General features: G+C 66.8%; 24 protein-coding genes. 13 read left to right on the top strand and 11 right to left on the bottom strand.

Translation table 11 applies throughout. The features are described from left to right. The 3 genes from ST3T6A_RS21975 to ST3T6A_RS21135 all read left to right on the top strand — a co-directional run. The coding region (locus tag ST3T6A_RS21975) for a hypothetical protein (protein ID WP_026359592.1) at positions 1-249 on the top strand (249 nt) is incomplete at its 5' end. Positions 250-941: 692 nt separating this feature from the next. Then, complete coding sequence (gene acpA, locus ST3T6A_RS0110140) at positions 942-2,603, top strand: acid phosphatase (protein ID WP_026359591.1); 1,662 nt, start codon at positions 942-944, stop codon at positions 2,601-2,603. 203 nt (positions 2,604-2,806) lie between these two features. Continuing rightward, complete coding sequence (locus tag ST3T6A_RS21135) at positions 2,807-3,712, top strand: TolB family protein (RefSeq protein ID WP_162140524.1); 906 nt, start codon at positions 2,807-2,809, stop codon at positions 3,710-3,712. Positions 3,713-3,753: 41 nt separating this feature from the next. On the opposite strand, the gene ST3T6A_RS21805 is transcribed toward ST3T6A_RS21135, so the two are convergent. Next, positions 3,754-4,131: a hypothetical protein gene (locus tag ST3T6A_RS21805; RefSeq protein ID WP_193378625.1), complete on the bottom strand. Its 378-nt coding sequence runs from the start codon at positions 4,129-4,131 to the stop codon at positions 3,754-3,756. Positions 4,132-4,451: 320 nt separating this feature from the next. Between ST3T6A_RS21805 and ST3T6A_RS0110130 the strand changes: the two genes are divergently transcribed. The 5 genes from ST3T6A_RS0110130 (at position 4,452) to ST3T6A_RS21480 (ending at position 7,536) form a co-directional block, all read left to right on the top strand. After that, positions 4,452-5,573, top strand: a complete 1,122-nt coding sequence (locus tag ST3T6A_RS0110130; RefSeq protein WP_019832804.1) for an NADH:flavin oxidoreductase/NADH oxidase — start codon at positions 4,452-4,454, stop codon at positions 5,571-5,573. Positions 5,574-5,677: 104 nt separating this feature from the next. Next, the gene (locus ST3T6A_RS0110125) at positions 5,678-5,950 is read left to right on the top strand and encodes a PadR family transcriptional regulator (RefSeq protein WP_019832803.1); all 273 of its coding nucleotides are present in this window, start codon (positions 5,678-5,680) and stop codon (positions 5,948-5,950) included. Beyond that, positions 5,947-6,597, top strand: coding sequence for a hypothetical protein (locus ST3T6A_RS0110120; protein ID WP_019832802.1), 651 nt, complete (start codon positions 5,947-5,949; stop codon positions 6,595-6,597). Before ST3T6A_RS0110125 ends, ST3T6A_RS0110120 begins: the two co-directional genes overlap by 4 nt. Before the next feature lie 266 nt (positions 6,598-6,863). After that, complete coding sequence (locus tag ST3T6A_RS21485; RefSeq protein ID WP_157602710.1) at positions 6,864-7,268, top strand: hypothetical protein; 405 nt, start codon at positions 6,864-6,866, stop codon at positions 7,266-7,268. Positions 7,269-7,362: 94 nt separating this feature from the next. After that, positions 7,363-7,536 carry a hypothetical protein gene (locus tag ST3T6A_RS21480; protein ID WP_019832801.1) on the top strand — a complete coding sequence of 58 codons (174 nt, stop codon included), beginning with the start codon at positions 7,363-7,365 and terminating at the stop codon, positions 7,534-7,536. Positions 7,537-7,573: 37 nt separating this feature from the next. Here ST3T6A_RS21480 and ST3T6A_RS0110110 read toward each other — a convergent pair whose 3' ends face one another. Both ST3T6A_RS0110110 and ST3T6A_RS0110105 read right to left on the bottom strand, forming a co-directional pair. After that, the gene (locus tag ST3T6A_RS0110110) at positions 7,574-8,068 is read right to left on the bottom strand and encodes a YkgB family protein (RefSeq protein ID WP_019832800.1); all 495 of its coding nucleotides are present in this window, start codon (positions 8,066-8,068) and stop codon (positions 7,574-7,576) included. Positions 8,069-8,154: 86 nt separating this feature from the next. Then, positions 8,155-8,691, bottom strand: coding sequence for a carboxymuconolactone decarboxylase family protein (locus tag ST3T6A_RS0110105; RefSeq protein ID WP_019832799.1), 537 nt, complete (start codon positions 8,689-8,691; stop codon positions 8,155-8,157). Between the two features lie 126 nt (positions 8,692-8,817). On the opposite strand from ST3T6A_RS0110105, the gene ST3T6A_RS0110100 reads away from it, so the two are divergent. After that, positions 8,818-9,774, top strand: coding sequence for a cupin domain-containing protein (locus ST3T6A_RS0110100; RefSeq protein ID WP_019832798.1), 957 nt, complete (start codon positions 8,818-8,820; stop codon positions 9,772-9,774). A gap of 31 nt (positions 9,775-9,805) precedes the next feature. Here ST3T6A_RS0110100 and ST3T6A_RS0110095 read toward each other — a convergent pair whose 3' ends face one another. The 3 genes from ST3T6A_RS0110095 to ST3T6A_RS0110085 form a co-directional block, all read right to left on the bottom strand. Further along, positions 9,806-10,777 carry a zinc-binding alcohol dehydrogenase family protein gene (locus tag ST3T6A_RS0110095; protein WP_019832797.1) on the bottom strand — a complete coding sequence of 324 codons (972 nt, stop codon included), beginning with the start codon at positions 10,775-10,777 and terminating at the stop codon, positions 9,806-9,808. A gap of 68 nt (positions 10,778-10,845) precedes the next feature. Next, entirely contained in the window at positions 10,846-11,685 is an 840-nt protein-coding gene (locus tag ST3T6A_RS0110090; RefSeq protein ID WP_019832796.1) for an alpha/beta fold hydrolase, read from the bottom strand. Between the two features lie 103 nt (positions 11,686-11,788). Then, a complete protein-coding gene (locus ST3T6A_RS0110085) occupies positions 11,789-12,010 on the bottom strand; it encodes a hypothetical protein (RefSeq protein WP_019832795.1) in 222 nt (73 codons plus the stop codon). 140 nt (positions 12,011-12,150) lie between these two features. Here ST3T6A_RS0110085 and ST3T6A_RS0110080 point away from each other — a divergent pair, with 140 nt between their 5' ends. Then, a complete protein-coding gene (locus tag ST3T6A_RS0110080; RefSeq protein ID WP_019832794.1) occupies positions 12,151-12,780 on the top strand; it encodes a CGNR zinc finger domain-containing protein in 630 nt (209 codons plus the stop codon). Positions 12,781-12,832: 52 nt separating this feature from the next. On the opposite strand, the gene ST3T6A_RS0110075 is transcribed toward ST3T6A_RS0110080, so the two are convergent. The 5 genes from ST3T6A_RS0110075 to ST3T6A_RS0110055 all read right to left on the bottom strand — a co-directional run bounded on the left by ST3T6A_RS0110075 (position 12,833) and on the right by ST3T6A_RS0110055 (position 15,980). Next, a complete protein-coding gene (locus tag ST3T6A_RS0110075; RefSeq protein ID WP_019832793.1) occupies positions 12,833-13,579 on the bottom strand; it encodes an HvfC/BufC N-terminal domain-containing protein in 747 nt (248 codons plus the stop codon). Further along, a complete protein-coding gene (gene bufB, locus ST3T6A_RS0110070; protein ID WP_019832792.1) occupies positions 13,576-14,409 on the bottom strand; it encodes an MNIO family bufferin maturase in 834 nt (277 codons plus the stop codon). Before bufB ends, ST3T6A_RS0110075 begins: the two co-directional genes overlap by 4 nt. A 50-nt stretch (positions 14,410-14,459) precedes the next feature. Then, positions 14,460-14,726, bottom strand: coding sequence for a BufA2 family periplasmic bufferin-type metallophore (gene bufA2 / locus ST3T6A_RS0110065; protein ID WP_019832791.1), 267 nt, complete (start codon positions 14,724-14,726; stop codon positions 14,460-14,462). A 73-nt stretch (positions 14,727-14,799) separates the two neighbouring features. Continuing rightward, positions 14,800-15,441 carry a DUF1109 domain-containing protein gene (locus tag ST3T6A_RS0110060; RefSeq protein WP_019832790.1) on the bottom strand — a complete coding sequence of 214 codons (642 nt, stop codon included), beginning with the start codon at positions 15,439-15,441 and terminating at the stop codon, positions 14,800-14,802. Continuing rightward, on the bottom strand, positions 15,438-15,980 hold the full coding sequence (locus ST3T6A_RS0110055; RefSeq protein ID WP_019832789.1) for a sigma-70 family RNA polymerase sigma factor: 543 nt from the start codon (positions 15,978-15,980) through the stop codon (positions 15,438-15,440). The genes ST3T6A_RS0110060 and ST3T6A_RS0110055 overlap by 4 nt, the downstream gene beginning before the upstream one ends. Positions 15,981-16,190: 210 nt before the next feature. On the opposite strand from ST3T6A_RS0110055, the gene ST3T6A_RS0110050 reads away from it, so the two are divergent. The 3 genes from ST3T6A_RS0110050 to ST3T6A_RS0110040 all read left to right on the top strand — a co-directional run bounded on the left by ST3T6A_RS0110050 (position 16,191) and on the right by ST3T6A_RS0110040 (position 18,394). Beyond that, the gene (locus tag ST3T6A_RS0110050) at positions 16,191-16,463 is read left to right on the top strand and encodes a BufA1 family periplasmic bufferin-type metallophore (RefSeq protein WP_019832788.1); all 273 of its coding nucleotides are present in this window, start codon (positions 16,191-16,193) and stop codon (positions 16,461-16,463) included. 69 nt (positions 16,464-16,532) lie between these two features. Continuing rightward, positions 16,533-17,051: a DoxX family protein gene (locus ST3T6A_RS0110045; protein WP_019832787.1), complete on the top strand. Its 519-nt coding sequence runs from the start codon at positions 16,533-16,535 to the stop codon at positions 17,049-17,051. 26 nt (positions 17,052-17,077) lie between these two features. Then, the gene (locus ST3T6A_RS0110040; RefSeq protein ID WP_026359590.1) at positions 17,078-18,394 is read left to right on the top strand and encodes a chloride channel protein; all 1,317 of its coding nucleotides are present in this window, start codon (positions 17,078-17,080) and stop codon (positions 18,392-18,394) included. Positions 18,395-18,429: the final 35 nt, after the last annotated feature.

The raw sequence follows: 18,429 nt of genomic DNA, 5'->3' as shown, positions 1-18,429 counted from the left end.
GAATTAAAGATGTGTGGTGGGAGTTACTCGAGCGACTACGCCTCCAAAGGCGAGTTGCAGTTGCGCCACTACATGGGTCAGCTGGGTGTGAACATTGGTTACCTAGTCGTGTTCGACGGCCGGCTGAGAGAATTTGGCCGGTCTGTGTTGCCCTCGCCAGACGGTTTCTCGGCGACGGCGCAGACCGTCCGCGAGTTATTCGTGGACGTTCGGCCGCGCTGGGACGAAGGACCGATCGCCGGCGAGTAGCATTTTGGATGCCTACCGGATCAGGTCGTAATTGATGACCAACGTCGGCCCGCTAGCCTGAGGGCCCTGTTTCTGTCGTTCTGCAATGCAAGCTAGGTAATCGCTGAACGCTCGCTCCTGACGAAACCGGTCATTCGGCATGTCGCGTGGGAACGACCGCTAAGTCCCCATCCCGGACGTTCGTGCGCAGCAATCGATGGGTGGGGCGGCGTAAGAGTGTGCAGGCCGCAATTGGGTACGTGGGCTGTGGCCCCGAGAATGAAAGGCTCAGGTGCATTGCTGTCGCCCTACGGCGCGCTCTACATTCACGTCGTCCACTCTTCCCTATCTGCCCCGCAGCACTCGTCCGATGGCCGAATGCCGATGGGTCAGTCTTACAGACCACCGCGCCTGATTTGGTTCAGTCTTCAGCGAAATGAACCGGTGATCAAATTTCGTGGAATCGCCGGAAGCTGGGGAGTTTGCTGGTTCGGTCTTACTGACCGCGATCATTATGTGATCGTGCGTACCAAGAGTGCGCCAAAAATCAGCTAACAGCGAGCTTCGATCGCCAACACGAGCCAAGGCCTCCGCCCTACAGGGGGCGACACTCGCGCTGGTAAGCGCTGCCGCTTGTCCGCTCGCTTTGTGCAACAGAAGCCAAACCTGTAACATAATTGTCATGGACCGTCGGCAACCGCTACCAGCAGGTCATGACGAAGACGCGCGATTCCGATGATCGACCCGAAAATCCCGATCGGCGGTTGCTGCTCGGCAGCATGGCCGCGGCCGTTGGCGCGGCCACGATGGGATCGCCGGCGGAGGCCGGGCCGGCGCACGGGAGATCATCGCATCTTCGCGCCGCCAGCGATGCGGACTTGCGCGCGCATATCGATACGGTCATCGTGATCTACGCGGAGAACCGCAGCTTCAACAACCTGTTCGCGGACTTTCCCGGCCTTGAGCAACCGCTCTCGGCGATGCCGCGAGAGCGCACGCTACAGCGGGATCGCGACGGCCGCGTGCTCGAGCATCTGCCCAAGATCTGGGAGGGCCTCGTCCCCGACAAGCAGGTGGTCGAGCACCGCGAATATCAGATTGGCCCGGACGCACTGGGGCCGATCCCCAACGGCCCCTTCGCGCTCGCGACGCCGGAAGGTGACCCTCTGCCGCACGGGCTCGTCACCCGCGACCTCATTCACGCCTTCTATAACAACCAACTCCAGATCAACGGCGGGAGGAATGACGGATTCGTCGCCTGGGGAGACAGTGGCGCGCTCGTCATGGGCCATTATGGAGATGCGTCCGCCAATCTCCGCCTGTGGCAGATCGCGCGCGAGTTCGCGCTCTGCGACAACTTCTTCATGGGGGCCTTCGGCTGCTCCTATCTCAACCATCAATATCTGATCGCGGCGCGGCCACCCTTCTATCCGGATGCCGACAAGAGCCCGGCCAGGGGGCGCATCGTCGAACTGGAAGGCAGCGACCCCAAAGGCATCCGGCCGAAGCAGACCGTTCACTCGGCGCCGAGCGCCATGGATGGCCCGGTCCGCTTCGTGCCCAACACGATCTCGCCGGATTTCTGGGCGGTGAACACGATGCTGCCGCCTTATGCGCCCACCTTCGAACTCGACCCCGATCGGCCGGGCTACGCCAACTGGCAGAGCGCGCACACGCTGGTGCCCCAGAAGCACAAGACCATCGGCGACATGCTGAACGCGAAGGGCGTCGAGTGGGCCTGGTATGCGGGCGGCTGGGGTGCGGCGATGGCGGGCCATGGCGAGGATGGCGAGTTTCCGTCGCGCCCCAATTTCCAGCCGCATCACCAGCCGTTCAATTATTTCGAGCAGTTCGCCCCCGGCACCGCCGAGCGGGCCAAGCGGCTGCGCGACGGCGGCATGGGCGAAACGCCGCGCACCAATCGCTTCCTTGCGGACGTTGCGGCGGGGACGCTGCCGTCGGTCAGCTACTACAAGCCGCAGGGCAATCTGAACATGCACGCCGGCTATTCCGACGTGGACGCCGGCGATCGCCACATCGCCCGAGTGATCGACGCACTGCGCAAGAGCCCGCAGTGGGAGAAGATGCTCGTCGTCGTCACCTTCGACGAGAATGGCGGCTGGTGGGATCATGTCGCGCCGCCCAAGGGGGATCGCTGGGGGCCCGGCACGCGCATCCCCGCGCTCATCATCTCGCCCCATGCCCGCCATGGCGAGGTCGATCACACCATCTACGACACAGGCTCGATCGCGCGCTTCATCACCCGGCGCTGGGGCTTGCAGAAGCTCCCCGGCCTGATCGAGCGCGAGCGCGCGATGATCGCGGCGGGAGGCCCGCCACCCGGTGATCTGACCGGCGCGCTCCGTTTCGGCTGACCTCCGGCCCAACTTCCAAGACATATCATGGCCCCGTCGAGCGCGAGCACGCGATGATCCCGGCAGGAGACCTGTCGCGCGGTTGGAGTGGAGTTGGGGGGTATCGCTTCTGATAGAAGCGCCAGTTCGGTAAGACCTTCTCTGGTCCGTCCCGGACAAATGGTTTTGGATGGGGGCAAGCTATGGCAGCGCCGTCCTCGCTGATGGCAGCAACGATCCTTCTTGGTGCACTCGTCGGCACGGCGAGCACCGAAGAGGTCCATCCGGTTTCGCGGTGGGCGCAACCGGCCCTGTCCAGTTCAGCCTGGGAGTCGCATCCCGCGCGCGACCCGCGGACGGGCGACATATGGTTCGTCAGGAGCGATCGGAATTTCGCGGGCTGGCGTCTGTGGGTTTCGCGGTGCGGCGGCGGTCAACTCGGCGTTCCGCAACCCGCGCCGATCTCCGCCGAGGGAATCGAGGCAGACCCATGGTTCTCGTCCGATGGCGGAAGTCTGTATTTCATCTCGACGCGAGCCACCGGTGCACACCTGAGCCGAGACCTCGACATCTGGCGAGCGCGGCGAACGGCTGAAGGAGCGTGGACCGCGATCGAGCGGTTGCCCGCGCCGGTGAATTCCACGGAAGCGGAGTGGTTTCCCCGACCGGCGTCGGACGGGTGGCTCTATTTCGGCTCGCGCCGCCCGGGAGGGTTCGGGAAGGACGACATCTGGCGAGCGCGGCCAACCGCCAACGGCCGTTGGAAGGTCGAGAATGCCGGCGCCGGCCTGAATTCAGCCGGTGCGGAATATGAGTTCGAGCCGGCGCCCGATGGCAGATGGGGGATACTCTCGACCTCAGAGGGTCTTTTCATGGTGGAACGTAAAGGCGGTAGCTGGCGACGCGCATACCGCTTCGGGCCGGACGTAAACGCCAACGGCTCGGAAATCGGGCCGTTGATCGTCGATAATGGACGCAGTTTCGTCTTCTCCCGCGACCTCGGGGGCCAATTTTCCGGCGAGTTGATGATCGCGAGCTTGCGGAAGGTTTCGAAGCGCACACCGGCCAGCGCTACCGGCCGCCGTCGGGGTTCCGATTTGCCGTCGGGCCGTTGCGGGCCCTCATCATAGAAAGCCCGCCGGAACCGCTCGGCCCTGCCGGACAGGATTGATCAGCGCGCGGGCGGATCGCTGGCCGGGAAGGATTCGTCCGATGCCTGGTCCTCACGGCTCCATTCGCGACCGGGCTCCGGGTCCCGGATATTCTCCGGCCCCGCATCCCGGATCGGGGCGAGAGCGCCCTCCGCGCCGGCATCGCTCGCGAACGCGGCCGGCGCCTTGCGTGACCGGTTGAAGAAGCCGCGACGGCCGCTCTGGGAGGGTGCGTCGACAAAGGGATTCCTGAGACGCCCGGAGAAAATGAGCGCCGCCGCGATCGCGGCTGAACCGACGACCGCTCCCGCCGCGATCCCCACGGCCGGCTTGATCATGCTCGCGGTCGGTTTTCCGGAGTCGTTGTCGTCTTTCGATCTGTCCCGCTTCGCCATCATATTCTTCCCGTACTGATGCCTCCCCAACAATCGGAACTCCGGGAGGGTCCGCAGAGAGGCGCGTCGTTCGTAAATCGACGCGCCGCCTGCTCGCGCGCCCAGACTAGCGATGGGTGCCTCACCCGCCACCACAAAATCCTCGAGCGCCAGCGAAACCTCGTTCCATCCGGGCAACCGGAAACGCGGCGCGCCATGCGATCGACGAAAGTGATCATCGCAACCTCCGCCTGCCCAACGGGGAAGACCGAAGGCCCGGCAGTCCGTATGATGCGACGTCGTGCAGCAGCCCGCGCTTCGCGAGCCGCCGGATCGGAAAGGGCATGAGCATGAGCCGACTGTTTGAGCGGATCACCGTCGGTGGCCTCACGCTGGCCAACCGCATCGTCATCGCGCCGATGTGCCAGTACTCCGCGATCGACGGTTGCATGACCGATTGGCATCTGATCCATCTTGGCCAACTCGCCCTGTCCGGCGCGGGTCTCCTGACCATCGAGGCGACCGCGATCGAGCCCGAGGGGCGGATCACCTACGCCGACGTCGGGCTCTGGAACGACGACTGCGAAGAGGCCATGCGGCGCACGCTCGACAGCATCCGGGCCCATTCAAGCATCGGGATCGCGATCCAGCTCGGGCACGCCGGCCGGAAGGCCTCGACCGAGGTGCCCTGGAAGGGCGGGGCCCAGCTCCCGCCCGACGCGATCGGCGGCTGGCCAACGATGGCGCCTTCCGCTCTGCCCTTCCAGGACGGGGAGCACGCGCCCGTGGCGCTCGACACGTCCGGCCTCGCCCGCATCCGGCGCGGGTTTGCCGATGCCGCGCGACGGGCGGCACGGCTTGGCCTGGATGCCGTGCAGATCCATGGCGCACACGGCTATCTGCTGCACCAGTTCCTCTCCCCTCTCTCCAACAAGCGCGATGACTCCTATGGCGGGAGTCTGGGGAACCGGATGCGTTTCCCGCTCGAGGTCTTCGATGCGGTGCGCGAGGCTTTCCCCGCGGAGAAGCCGGTTACGGTCAGGGTATCGGGTACGGACTGGGTGGAAGGCGGCTGGGACATCCTGCAGACGGTCGCGTTCGCGCAGGCACTCGAAAAGCGCGGCTGCGCGGCCATCCATGTCTCAAGTGGTGGCCTTGATCCGCGTCAGCGGATTCCGGTCGGCCCGAGCTACCAGGTCCCGCTCGCCCGCCAGGTGAAGGCAGCCGTCGCCATGCCGGTGGTCGCCGTGGGGCTCATCAACGACTTCGATCAGGCCGAAGCCATCGTCGGCACCGGCGATGCCGACCTGATCGCACTGGCGCGCACGATGCTCTACAATCCGCGCTGGCCCTGGCATGCCGCCGCGCATCTCGGCAGCCGCATTCATGCCCCCGAGCAGTATCTCCGTTCGCAACCCCGGCAATATAAGACGCTGTTCGACGTCGACGGCAGCGCGGAGGGCTGAATCGCCGGTGCCGCATGACGGGGCGCCTATCGAGTTCGTCTTGACTATCTATTCTACATATGTTGGATGGCGACATGGCTCGTAACCGGCGACCATCGAAGCAAATGCTCCTGCTCCTGCAGGCGCTGGCTGTTCGCGCCCAGCAATGGCGCCATGGCTATGACTTGATGAAGGAGACAGGTCTCCAGTCGGGCACGCTGTATCCGCTGCTGATGCGGATGACGGATCAAGGGCTTGTGGAAGCCGAATGGCGTGAGCCGGCGCAACCCGGCCGGCCTGCGCGCCATGCTTATCGATTGACGGCCGCAGGGATCATCCTCGCGCAGGAAACGGCCAGCCACACGACCGTTCTTCCCTTGAAGGCCTCCCTCGCATGACGGCCGTCCTGCCAAGGACGATGATGCACCTGGCCGCGCGCTGCTTCGGCGAAAGCCGCCGCGAATGGGCATGGGCGATGGAAGGGGAGTTCGCGGTCGCCCTCGAAGACGGGAGGGCGCTGCCTTTCGCGGCCGGCTGCTTGATAGCCGCCTGGCGAGAGATGCCGGTCACCGAGGAAGGGCGCTTTGTTCTTGCGAACTACGCTCTCGCATTAGGGGTGCTGATCCCGATGGCGGCCCTGCAATGCCTGTGCGCCATAGGCTTTCCGGACTTTTTCACGGGGCCGACGGGTCTCTATGGCACGCTGGCCGCCGCCAACGCGCAGGGGCCGTATTGGATCACGGCCCACATGGCTGCCGCCCCGTCTCTCTTGACCCTCTGGCTATTGCTCGGCGTCGCCCATCTTCGCCTTGCCTGGGCTCTGGTGGAATGCGACTGGCCATGCGTCGTCAGTATGGGCGCCTTGATGGCGGCGGTCACGGCGACGCTTGCCGTCTTCATGACGGTGCTGCTTCTCGATGCCGCGCCCGTATTCCTGGAAACCATTACGCTGGCGATCGAGCTGACGACCATTCTCGCCGTCGCGCGTTGGCATGGCCGGCTTTTCCCGGGCGTCGTGATGTCGAAGCCCGGCTGGCGATACTAGAGAAGAAGGCCCAGAGGCCGCAAATCGCAACCAGCTTGGTTAGCATGGCTCGGCGACGAAGCGCCCAAGCCTCTGACTTCCCTCGCCAAACCCATTCACTCGAGCCTCGATTGGTTCGTTGATATCGGATCGAGGAAACTTCCCTCGATCCGGCTTGACTCTTAAATCTACATATGTTGCCATAAGGCATGGCTCGATGCTTCCCTCATGAAACGCCCCCGGCCTGCATCTCCCGCATTCGCAAGAGCAAACCCTGGAGGATCTCGATGCAATTCCGCCGCATCCACCTTTTGCTTGTTCCGGCGTTTGCCTCGATCGGCACGCTGCCCGCGCCTTTGAGGGCGGAGGCACGGCCTGTTGCGACCACCGCCCCAAGGCCTGACTGTGATGCTGGAAGAGACGGCGCATCCAGATGCCGCGCGGCCCAACAAGGGCACGCCGTCTCGCCAAGCGGCGAGGCCAAAGCGAATAAGAATGACGCAAGTCAGGCGAAGAGAAATGATGATGATGACGGCCCGATTATGACGAAGGGCCTGAAGGTTTGGATCACGAGAGGCGGCAGCTATTGCATCAGAGAAATTGCCGTCGACGGAAAATTGCGCTGCCAGAGCGAGGCCGCGTGGGCAAAGGAAGGCGTCACCTTCACGCGCACGACTGCTGATCGTCCCTAAGCCGGCCACACAATGTCGGCAGGGTGAGCTATGGCCAGCACCACGCTGCCTTTTGCCGCTGACAGGCGATGGAGTTGACATCCTCAGGATCGGCTTGGCCGACCATGGCAGCGAAAGTCCGCTGCTCGATCGAAACGGCGCGCAAGCTCTTCAGATGGCCCCGCGCGCTGCTCGCCTCGACATGCATGCCGTGTTCCCGGCAGCCCGCGCCGCCAAGCCGTCGGCGCGGGCCTTGATCACCTATCTGGCCGAAACCTTCGATAGCTGAGCCGGGAAACGAGCGGCGGATCGGGGGCGAGAGGAGGTCAACGGACCTCCCGCGCCTCGATCAGTCGCCCGACATCCTGCTTGAGGAGATAGACCGAGACGACCAGCAGGACGAGATCCTTCAGCAGGAAGGCCGAATTGATCGTCATCGCGGGGAACCCTCCGGCGCCGGCGTCCCACGCATCGGGAACGAACGGCAGGACCGTAACGGTGGCGATGAACGTGAAGGTCGAGCCGAGGGCACCCAATATGCCGGCCTTCCTGTTCCAGAACCCCAGGAACAGCAGCGTGCCGAAGGTCCATTCCGAGGCGCCGAGGAAAATGGCGGTGCCGCGAATGCCCAGGACCGGGATCGTCCAGAAGATAAACGGGCCATGGGTGATGATGGGCAGCAGCCCTCTGATCTCCGCCTCGAACCATTTGTCGTATCCGAACCATGCGAAGATGATCACCATCGCGGCACGGAGCAGATGATAATCGAGATCGCGCCGGAGCAGACCCGAGCGGCCGAGCATATCAACGATGAAGTTCATGATGTCCTCCTGTTGCGGGCGTGACGATGAAGGGGGGAGCGCCGCCCCGGGGAGGGGGGCAGGAAGGGCGGCGCTCGTCCGGCTGGTCAGTCGACCGCCGGAAAATCGATCGCGGTGTCGTTGATGCGATTGAAGACGTTGGTGAACCCGGTCAGCGCGATGGCGAGGCTGATGTCCACGATCTGCGCATCGGTGTAGCCGGCCCCCTTGATCGCGGCGAACTCCTCGGCGGCGATCGTGCCGCTGGTGCCGGCGAGCAGCTTCACGAAGCGGATCAGCGCATCGCGCTTCGCGTCGCCGGTCGGCTCTCCGGCGCGGATATGCTTCAGCGCATCCTGCGAAAGGCCCGTCATCTTGCCGAGCAGGCTGTGCGCGGCGACGCAATAGTCGCAGCCGGCGACCGCGCTCACCAGCAGCTTGATCGTCTCCCGATCCTGCTTGTCGAGCGAGCCGGAGGCGAGCACACCCTCGGCGGCCAGCACCGCCTTGAGCGCCGCCGGGCCATGGGCGCCTATGGCGGCGTAGGTGTTCGGCACGCTGCCGGCGGCCTTCCGGATCTGGGCATAGACCTCGGCGGTCGCGCCGGTCGCGGTGTCGAGAGCGGGGGTAGCAATGCGAGACATGATGACACTCCTTGCTGTTGAGGCGTCCCGTTCGGACGTTGAGTGTCGTATGAACCCACAAGGCGAGATTGCTAATTCGCCATAGGCTCAATAATATGCTCCATCGTATCATCGATGGAGTTGAGCATGGCTGACGCAACCGACTGGCTGAGCCGATTGCTCGCGCTGGTGCCGGTCAGTGGGAGGGTCGAGCATCGCTGCTTCTTCGGCGCGCCGTGGCAGCTCGCCTTCGAGCCGGCCGGGCCGGGCGAAATCCCCTATCATATCGTGCTGGCCGGATCGGCGACGCTGGACGATCCGTCCGGCGCGCCGTCACGCAGGCTGACGGCCGGGGATATCGTGCTGTTGCCGCATGGCTCCGCGCACATCCTGAACGACGGCAGCGGCGCGGAGCCCGCGCCCTCGCACAAGCGCCACGGCCTCACGCTGACGATCGACGAGAATGAGGGGCCGGGCGAGCGGCTCGACATCCTGTGCGGGCGCTTCAAGCTGTCCGCGGCCCATGAGCGGCTGATCCGAGATTATCTGCCGGCGCAGCTGGTGGTCAGTGCGGGCGAGCACACCGCCGCGACCGCGCGGCCGGGAACGAGCGCGCAGCTCGCGAGCCTGGTCGGGCTGATGCGGCTGGAATCCGCGAGCGAGAATCTCGGCGGCCGCGCCATGCTGGACGCGCTTTCGACCGCCACCTTCGCGCTGGTGCTGCGCCTCGCCAGCGAGGCTGAGCGGGCGCCGGACGGGCTGCTCGCGCTGGCCGGTCATCCCCGGCTGGCCCCTGCCCTCACCGCGCTCTTCAACGAGCCTGCCCGCGCCTGGACGCTGCCGGAGCTGGCGGCGCTCTGCGCCATGTCGCGCGCCACCTTCATCCGCCAGTTCCAGCAGAGCCTCGGGCGCTCGGCGGCCGACCTGCTCACCGGCATCCGCATGACGATCGCGGCGAACCAGCTACGCACCTCCTCCGCCTCGACCGGCGCAGTCGCCGAGGATGTCGGCTATCAGTCCGAGGCGGCGTTCCAGCGCGCCTTCAAGCAGCATATGGGCGCGACGCCCGCGCAATATCGCCGGGAGGCCCGGAAAGCCGGCTGAGTCCGCCTCCGCCGGCCTTCCGGGGAGGCCGTCAAAGGACGACGACCATCTTGCCGCCGGCGGCATTGGCCTCCATCAGCCGATGGGCTTCCGGCACCTCCTCGAAGCCGAAGACGCGCTTCGGCCTGACGTCGAGCCGGCCGGCGGCGGCATCGCGCGCGATCTCGCCCAGCGGCACGTCGGAGAGCGGGAAACCCGGCGTGCCGAACACGAAGCTGCCGAAGAAGGTGAGATAGACGCCGCTCGCCATCTGGAGCAGCGGGTTGAAATCCGGGATCGGATCGAGCCCGCCCAGCCAGCCGGCCAGGCACGAGCGGCCGCCCCGGCGCAACATCGCCAGCGAATCCAGCGCCACGCTGTTGCCGACCAGATCGAGCACGGCGTCGATCTCCCCGGCCTCGGCGATATGCTTCGACAGGTCCGGCCGCTCGATCTCGCAGCGCTCCACGCCCAGCGCCTCCAGCATCGCGAAGCGCTCCTGCTGGCGGGTGGTGGCGATCACGCGGGCGCCGGCGTTCACCGCCTGCTTCACCGCAGCCTGACCGAAGGCGGAGGTCGCGCCCCGGATGACGATCAACTGCCCCGCCCGAAGCTCGAGGTTGCGGAACAGGCAGGTCCAGGCGGTCGCATAGGTTTCGGGGATGGCCGCCAACTCCGCCCAGGGCAGATCCGCCTCGATCAGCGCGACATTGCCGACCGGCACGCGGGTGAACTCCGCATAGCTGCCGTTGATGGTGCGGCCCATGCCGCCCATCAGCGCCGCCACCTTGGCGCCGACCGGAAATTCGCCGCCGGGGCAGGATTTGACGATGCCGACGCATTCGATGCCCGACACCGGCGCGGCCTCGGCCCATTCGCCACGCCGCATGTGCATTTCGGCATGGTTGATGCCGAACGCCTTGATCTCGATCACCACATGGCCGGCGAGCGGCCCCGGCTCCGGAATGTCGCGATAGGAAAGGGCTTCGAGGCCGCCGAAACCGTCAAGAACGATGGCGCGCATGATCGTCTCCTGAAACGATGGGGGGGTGGGCGCGAGCCGGGGGGAGAAGCCCGCGCCCCGGGGGGAGGTCAGGCGAAGAAGCCGCGGATCTCCGCCGCGATCTCGGCGGCGTGCGTCTCCAGCGCGAAATGGCCGGTGTCGAGGAAGGTCACCCGCGCCTCGGGAATGTCGCGATGGAAGGCTTCGGCCCCCGGCGGCAGGAAGAAGGGGTCGTTCTTGCCCCACACCGCCAGAAAGCGCGGCTTGTGCGTGCGGAAATAGTCCTGGAAGGCGGGGTAAAGCGCGACATTGCTCTTATAGTCGCCGAACAGGTCGAGCTGCACGTCGTCCGCGCCCGGCCGCGCGAGATAATGATCGTCGAGCGTGTAGCCGTCGGGCGAGATCGCCGCAGGATCGGCCACGCCGTGCGCATATTGCCAGTAGGTCGTCTCCGGCTTCAGCATCATGCGCAGCGCGTCGCGATTGGCTGGCGAGGCATCCTCCCAATAGGCGCGGATCGGGTTCCAGCCGTCGCTCAGCCCCTCCACATAGGCATTGCCGTTCTGGGAAATGATGCCGGCGACACGCTCCGGGTGGCGGATCGCCAGACGGAAGCCGGTCGGCGCGCCATAGTCGAACACATAGACGATGAAGCGATCGAAGCCGACGATCTCGGTGAAGCGCTCGATCGTGTCGGCGATGGAATCGAAGCTGTTGACCTTGGGATCGCCCGACTGGCCGAAGCCCGGCAGGTCCGGCGCGATGATATGGAAGCGATCCGCCAGCAGCGGGATGAGATCGCGGAACATATGGCTGGAGCTGGGGAAGCCATGGAGCAGGAGCAGCTTGGGCGCACCCGCCGTCCCCGCTTCGCGATAGAACAGCTCGATCCCGTCCACGTCGACGGTGCGGTATGTGTTGGCAATCATCGCATTCCTCCTGCTTGCAAATGAGCGACCGGGGCACCTTGCCCTAACGAACTAACTTCCATTACCCAACTAATAGGGTTTCAAATTTCGCGGCGAACCGGCCTCAAAAGCCCCGGATCATCCGGGGACGCGACTGGACGAGAAGCGCTCCGCACATGAGCAGGAAACCCAGATCGGGCAGCGCGGCCTCGATCAGCCTCGCCGCGAACGCCGGGATTCCATGCAGAGAATGGACCGGATGCTTCGCCGGTTCCACGCTCCGCCCTTCCAACCCATGGGCCCAGGCGTTCCGGGCGAACGCCACAATCCTGCGATGCGCGGCCATGCCGGACCCTCCTCGATGACAGCCGGATGATGAAACCATCCAAGCGACGGCATGATGGTTACGACTCGTATTGTAACTTGTCAATTGCCATTTTGATGGTTACATCGATCGGACAAGGATCATCGACGGATTGCGACACCATGGCTGCGAACATGCCCGCCTTCTTCATTGCCGACGCCCGGGGGATTGATTTCCTCAACTCGATCGCCACGCCGGCGGAGGAGGCGGTCGACTGGCTGCGCGATGGCGCGGGGCTGGTCGATTGGCTGCGGCAGGCCGGTCTGGTGCCGGACCGCCAGCTCGATGAGCTGACGGAGCGGGCCATGCCGGGCGAGCTGGATCGCGTCGCCGATCAGGCCCGCGACCTGCGCGAATGGTTCCGGGGTTTCGTGAAGAGCCATATGGGCCAGCCGCTGCCGGCCGATGCGATCGCCGATCTCGCGCCGCTCAACCGCCTGCTGGAGCGCGACGAGGCCTATGACCGCATCGTGTCGCACGAAAGGGGGCGTCTGACGCTGGAGACAGCCCGCCGCTGGCGCTCGCCGGAATCGCTGCTCATCCCCATCGGCGAGGCGCTGGCCCGCGCCGTCGTGGAGGAGGACTTCACCCATGTGAAGGCCTGCCAGGGGCAGAGCTGCACGCTTCTCTTCGCGGATCACACCCGCGGCCATGCGCGCCGCTGGTGCAGCATGAGCGTCTGCGGCAATCGCGCCAAGGTCGCCGCCCATCGCAGCCGCCAGAAGGAATCCGGGGCGCGGCACCGGGCATAGCCGCACCTGCTGGAAGGTGCAGCCCCCCCGTGGGGGCCCCGAATCCCTTACTTCACGAAACGGAGGCGATCAGCCCGTCGGCCAGCCATTGCCCGAGGAATCCGCCCGCCAGAGCCGGCCCCTGCTCCTCGCCAAAGCGCGCGACGAGGCTGGCGCACAGCGCGCCGAAGTCCCGTCCTTCCGCCACGAGGGCCAGCGCCTCGGCTTCGGCGGCCTCCAGCGTCCGAAAGGCTGGCGCGAACCCGGCACGCCAGACCATGATCGACGCGGGCTGCGGCAGGAGGCTGGCGGCCGGAGGCTGCGCCCCGCCGGACAGGGCCGACCAGATCGCGCCGGCGTTGGTCGCCGCCGAGAAGGAAGCGAAGGTCGGCACGAGGCGCAGCACAGCCCGGTCCCAGTCGATCCCGTCGAGGCTCGCGGGTTCGATCGGCGCGGCGTCGGGCCCGACGAAGGCCAACCCCAGCGCGCGCTCCAGCCGCCCCAGTTCGCCGACCTCGGGGTCTTCCGGGTAGAGCCGGTCCAGCGTCTCCGGGAAATCGAGCGCATAGGCATCGAGCGTCCAGCTATGCGGCGGCAGGCGGTCGATATGCAGGGCGGCGGCGCCTTCGAAGGCGTTATCCCCGATCCATGCCCGCACCGTCTCGAAACTCTCCGAGAGGCACGCCATCAACTGCCCGCGATAATTGTTGAGATAGACGGCGAGGCCGGCTTGCGCGGGCTCCCCGAAGCGCGCGGCGACGCCGGCATCCTCCGTCGCGAGCCAGCCCCGGAAATCGCGCTGGAGCGCCAGCAGGCTCATGCCGCCGCCTTTCGCAAATCCACGCCGGCTATGCCGCGCGCAATGTCCAACTCTGCGAGCAGGTCGCCAAGCGGCGGGATGGCATCGTCGCGCTCGATCATGGTGGCGACCGGCCCCAGCCGGTCGAGCGCCGCCGCATAGAGCGACCAGACCGTATGCGGCACCGGCTTGTCGTGCGTGTCGATCAGCAGCGCCTCGCCCTGGCTGTGCCCTGCGAGATGGATCTGCCGCACCCGCGCGGCGGGGATGCCGTCCAGATAGGCGATCGGATCGAAGCCATGATTGCTCGCGCTGACGACGATGTTGTTCACGTCGAGCAGCAGCCCGCAGCCCGTCCGCGCGCACAGCGCATCGAGGAACTCCCACTCGCTCATCTCGCCGGCGAAGGCGATATAGCTCGACGGATTCTCGATCAGCATGGCGCGGCCCAGCACGTCCTGCGCGTGCGCGATATTGGCGCACACCGTGTCGAGCGCCTCGCCGGTATAGGGCAGCGGCAGCAGGTCGTGCGAGTTGAAGCCTTCGATCCGCGACCAGCTCAGATGGTCGGAGACGAACAGCGGGTCGACCGCATCGGCCAGCGCGCACAGGCGGCGGAGATAGTCCGCGTCCAGCCCGTCCGCCGAGCCGATCGACATCGACACGCCGTGGAGTGCCACGGGGTGGCGTTCGCGCACGCGTCGCAGCACGTCGAGCGGGCGGCCGCCGTCGACCATGAAATTCTCCGAGATCACCTCGACGAAATCGACGGCCACCGCCGCATCGCCGTCAAGGAAATCGCCATAATGCGGCTTGCGCAGGCCGAGGCCGAACTGGTGCCGGTCGAACATGCCAGGCCTCCTTGAGGAGGGGCCGGCCGCGCGGGCCGGCCCCCGAGGGATCACTTGGCCGGAGCGGTCAGGCTGCCGCCCTGCGCGGCGCAGGCCTTGGCGGTCAGGTCCTTGAAGCCCTGCCCCTTGCAATCATTCTGGCCCTTGCAGTCATGGTTGCCGGACTTGCAGTCCGACTGACCCTTGCAGGCGTTGACGCCATAGCAGGCCGCAACCTTGGCCCCCTTGGCGAGCGCCGGGCTGGAGATGCTCGCGCCCGAAAGGGCGATGAGCGCGGCGGCGGCGGCGAAGCTGACGGCGGTCTTCGAAGGGGTCATCTTGGTCTCTCCCGAAAGGATGTGCCGGAATGGCTCCCCTCCTACGCCGCCGACGCCGGCCCGGTTACAGCGCTCACCAGCGCATCAGCTTCGGGCCGATCAGCGCGCCGACGCCGGCCGCGAGCACGATGCCGAGGCTGTACCAGGTGAGCACGAAGAGGGCCGACACCTCCGGGCAATGGAGGCAGTAGATCGTCGCAGCCCACGCGCCCGCCGCGAGACCGGCCGCCGCTCCGGCGGCACGCAGCCGCGTCGGCGCCATCCGCCGGAACGACCAGAGCAGGCCGACGAAGATCGGCATCGCGAGCGTCAACACCAGCCATGGGCAGACCTTCCAGCTCCCGCCCAGCCACATGGCGAGCCAGTCGCGAGAGGGCGTGTCGACCAGCTCCCCGATGCCGATGCCGGCGAGCAGCAGCACCGGCACCGCCAGCAGCCAGAGCCAGCGCAGCGACACTGGAGTCGGCCGTGCAAGCCGGGACACCGCGAAGATCGCGCCGACGCCCAGCGAGAGGGTGTAGGTCCACTTCATCCAGAAGGAGAAGCCGTGCATCGCCACGCGCAGGTCCGGCCGGATTCCGAGGATGGCGGTGACGAGGATCATGGTGACGATCCCGCCGCCGGCCATGCCGATCGCCAGCCGCCGCGCCAGCACGCGGCGCGGCACGCGGGGCACGTCCCGGCTCAGCGTCCGGATGAGATCGTCGGTGTTCATCGCCGATCCTCCCCGCGCAGGCGGGCGGCCAGTGCCTTCAGGCCGCGATGCACCGAAACCTTCACGTCGGATTCGCCGATGCCGGCGCGCGCCGCCGCCTCCGAGACGCTGAGCCCGTCGATATGCGTATGGCGGATCGCGCGCGCCTGCTTGGGGGAGAGCGTCGAGAGCAGCGCATCGACGTCCATCCGCGCCGACGCCGCTTCCTCGAACCCCTCGGCGACGAGGATCGCCTCGACATCCTCGATGGGCACGACGACCTTCCGGCGGCGATAATGATCGATCAGGCGATAGCGCGCGATCGCGTAGAGCCAGGCCGTGAAGGGGCGATCCCGGTCATAGCTTTCACGCTTGGTGTGCACCGAGATCAATGTTTCCTGCACCAGATCCTCGATATCATCCTCGGCACCGCGCAACCGGCGACGATAAAATCCGCGCAGCATCGGAACGAGCGCACGCAACAGGCAGGCATGGCCCGCGGCATCGCCGTCGAGCCCCGCCACCATCCATGCCTTGAGCTGTTCCTCGCCGGCCTGCATTCGCCCTCCGGCAAGGGCTACGCGCCGCACGGGCGGGCGGTTACACGGTCCGCCGAACTTTTCCTCGAGCGGCCCCTGTAACCGGCCAGGGGACCGCCGCGTAACCCCATCGTGACCCGGAACCCCCACGCCTCCCCGCGGTCACCGTGCGGCGGCCGGCCATCCCCCACAGGCGGCCGCCGCGCGAGAGGCATTCGACTGAGGAACGCCATGACCAAGACTCACGCGGCTCTCGCCGCCACCCTCGCGCTCACCTTCGCGGCGGGCGCGGCCCATGCCGCCGACGCCGGCAAGGCCCCGATGGAAAAATGCTACGGCGTGGCGCTCGCCGGCAAGAATGAATGCAAGGCCGGCGCCGGCACCACCTGCGCGGGCACCTCCAAAGTCAACTATCAGGGCAATGCGTGGAAGCTGGTGAAGGCCGGCACCTGCACCAGCATCAAGACGCCCAAGGGCTTCGGCTCGCTCACCCCCAAGGCCTGAGCCATGCGTACCCGCCGCCGTCCGCCGGGCAGCGGCGGGACGCTCCTATCGTCCGAAGAGGGAACCGCCATGCTCTCGCCGATCCGCGTCTATCGCCATGCCGGCCGCCTCGCCGCGCGCCTGTTGCCGCAAGACCTGCTGCTGCTCGTCGCCCGTCTCGGCATCGCGGCGGTGTTCTTCCAGTCCGGGCGGACCAAGGTGGAAGGGCTGCTGACCATCACCGATTCCACCTACGAACTCTTCCGCACCGATTATGCCCTGCCCTTCATGGACCCGGTGATCGCCGCCCATGTCGCGGCCTATTCGGAGCATCTCTTCCCGATCCTGCTGGTGCTCGGCCTGTTCACCCGCCCCGCCGCGCTCGCCCTGTTCGGGATGACGAGCGTGATCGAGATCTTCGTCTATCCCGATGCCTGGCCGACGCATCTGAGCTGGGCCGGGCTGCTGCTGCCGCTCATCGCGCTGGGTGGCGGGCGTTGGTCGCTCGATGGGCTGACGGGGCTGGATCTGCCTGCCGCCCGCCCGGCCTCCCGGAAGGGGCCGGCGGCTTCGGCGGATGGACCTGTCACAGAAAGGATGCGAGCCTGATCGTCTCCCGCTAGAGACGGGGCGACATGACCAGCCCTTCCGAACAGGCCCCCATCCGCCATCATGCCCGCCGCGGAAAGATATTGCTCCGCCGGCACGGCCCCACCTCGCACTCGTGGCGGCGGCGCACCGCCATTTTCGGTGGCGCCGTGGCGGTCGGGCTCGTCGCCATCCTGTTCGCACGGATCGCCGACATGGCCAGCGAACTGTTCGCCGGAACGGTCATGCGGATATGGTGGCTACCCCTGCTGCTGACCCCGGCGGGCTTCGCGGCCATCGCATGGCTGACCGCGCGGCTGGCGCCCGCGGCGGGCGGATCGGGCATTCCCCAGATCATCGCCGCCAAGGCCGATCCCGAGCGGGCGACCGGCGCGCTGGCTTCCGCCCGGACCGCCATCCTGAAAGTGATCCTGACGGCCGGCGCGCTGACCTGCGGCGCCTCCGTCGGCCGCGAAGGACCGACGGTGCAGGTCGGCGCGACGGTGATGGCCTATGCCCATCGACTGATGCGCGTGCCTGTGCGCGCATCCGTGCTCGTCGCCGGAGCGGCGGCCGGCGTCGCAGCGGCGTTCAACACGCCCCTGGCCGGCGTCGCCTTCGCCATCGAGGAACTGGCCGCCGCCTATGAGCAGCGCATGACGCTGCTGGTGATGACCGCCGTGCTGATCGCGGGCATGATCAGCCTCGGGCTCGCGGGCGACTATGTCTATTTCGGCGTGGTCGGGCAGACCTTGTCGCTGCGCTCGACGCTGGTGGTGGCGCCGCTCTCTGGCATCGCGGGCGGGATCACCGGGGCGTTGTTCTCGCGTGCCACGCTGTGGTTGTCGCGAGGCGGCACGCGCATGCTGTCGCGCGGGCGGCCCATCCTCTTCGCCGCAGCCTGCGGCCTCATCGTCGCAGGCGTCGGCATCGCCAGCGGATTGACCTGGGGCACGGGCTATTCGGCCGCACGCGGCATCATCGCCGGTGACAATGCCCCGCTGTGGTTCGGCCCCGCCAAATTCGTGGCGACCCTCGCGACCGCCGCCGCGGGCCTGCCCGGAGGCATCTTCGCGCCGACGCTGGCCACGGGCGCGGGGCTCGGCAACGGCATCCACGCGCTGTTCCCCGCCGAGCCCACCGGCGCCATCGTGCTGCTCGGGATGGTGGCCTATTTCACCGGAGTCGTGCGGGCGCCGCTGACCTCCGTCATTATCATCTCCGAGACGACCGGCAGCCGCGGATTGATGATGCCCCTCCTCGCGACCGCGCTGATCGCCGAAGTCGCGGCATCGACCATTTCGCGCGAGCGCCTCTATCATGGCTTGTCGCAGCGTTTCCTGCCCGCCTCGCACGGCGACTGAGGCCGTCTCGCCGGAGGGCTTTCAGTCACGTCCCC

This window comes from Sphingomonas sp. PR090111-T3T-6A, from assembly GCF_000383095.1.
Lineage (GTDB): Bacteria > Pseudomonadota > Alphaproteobacteria > Sphingomonadales > Sphingomonadaceae > Solisphingomonas.
Note: the sequence above shows the minus strand (reverse complement) of the source record. Positions and strands in the feature narration are given on the sequence as shown.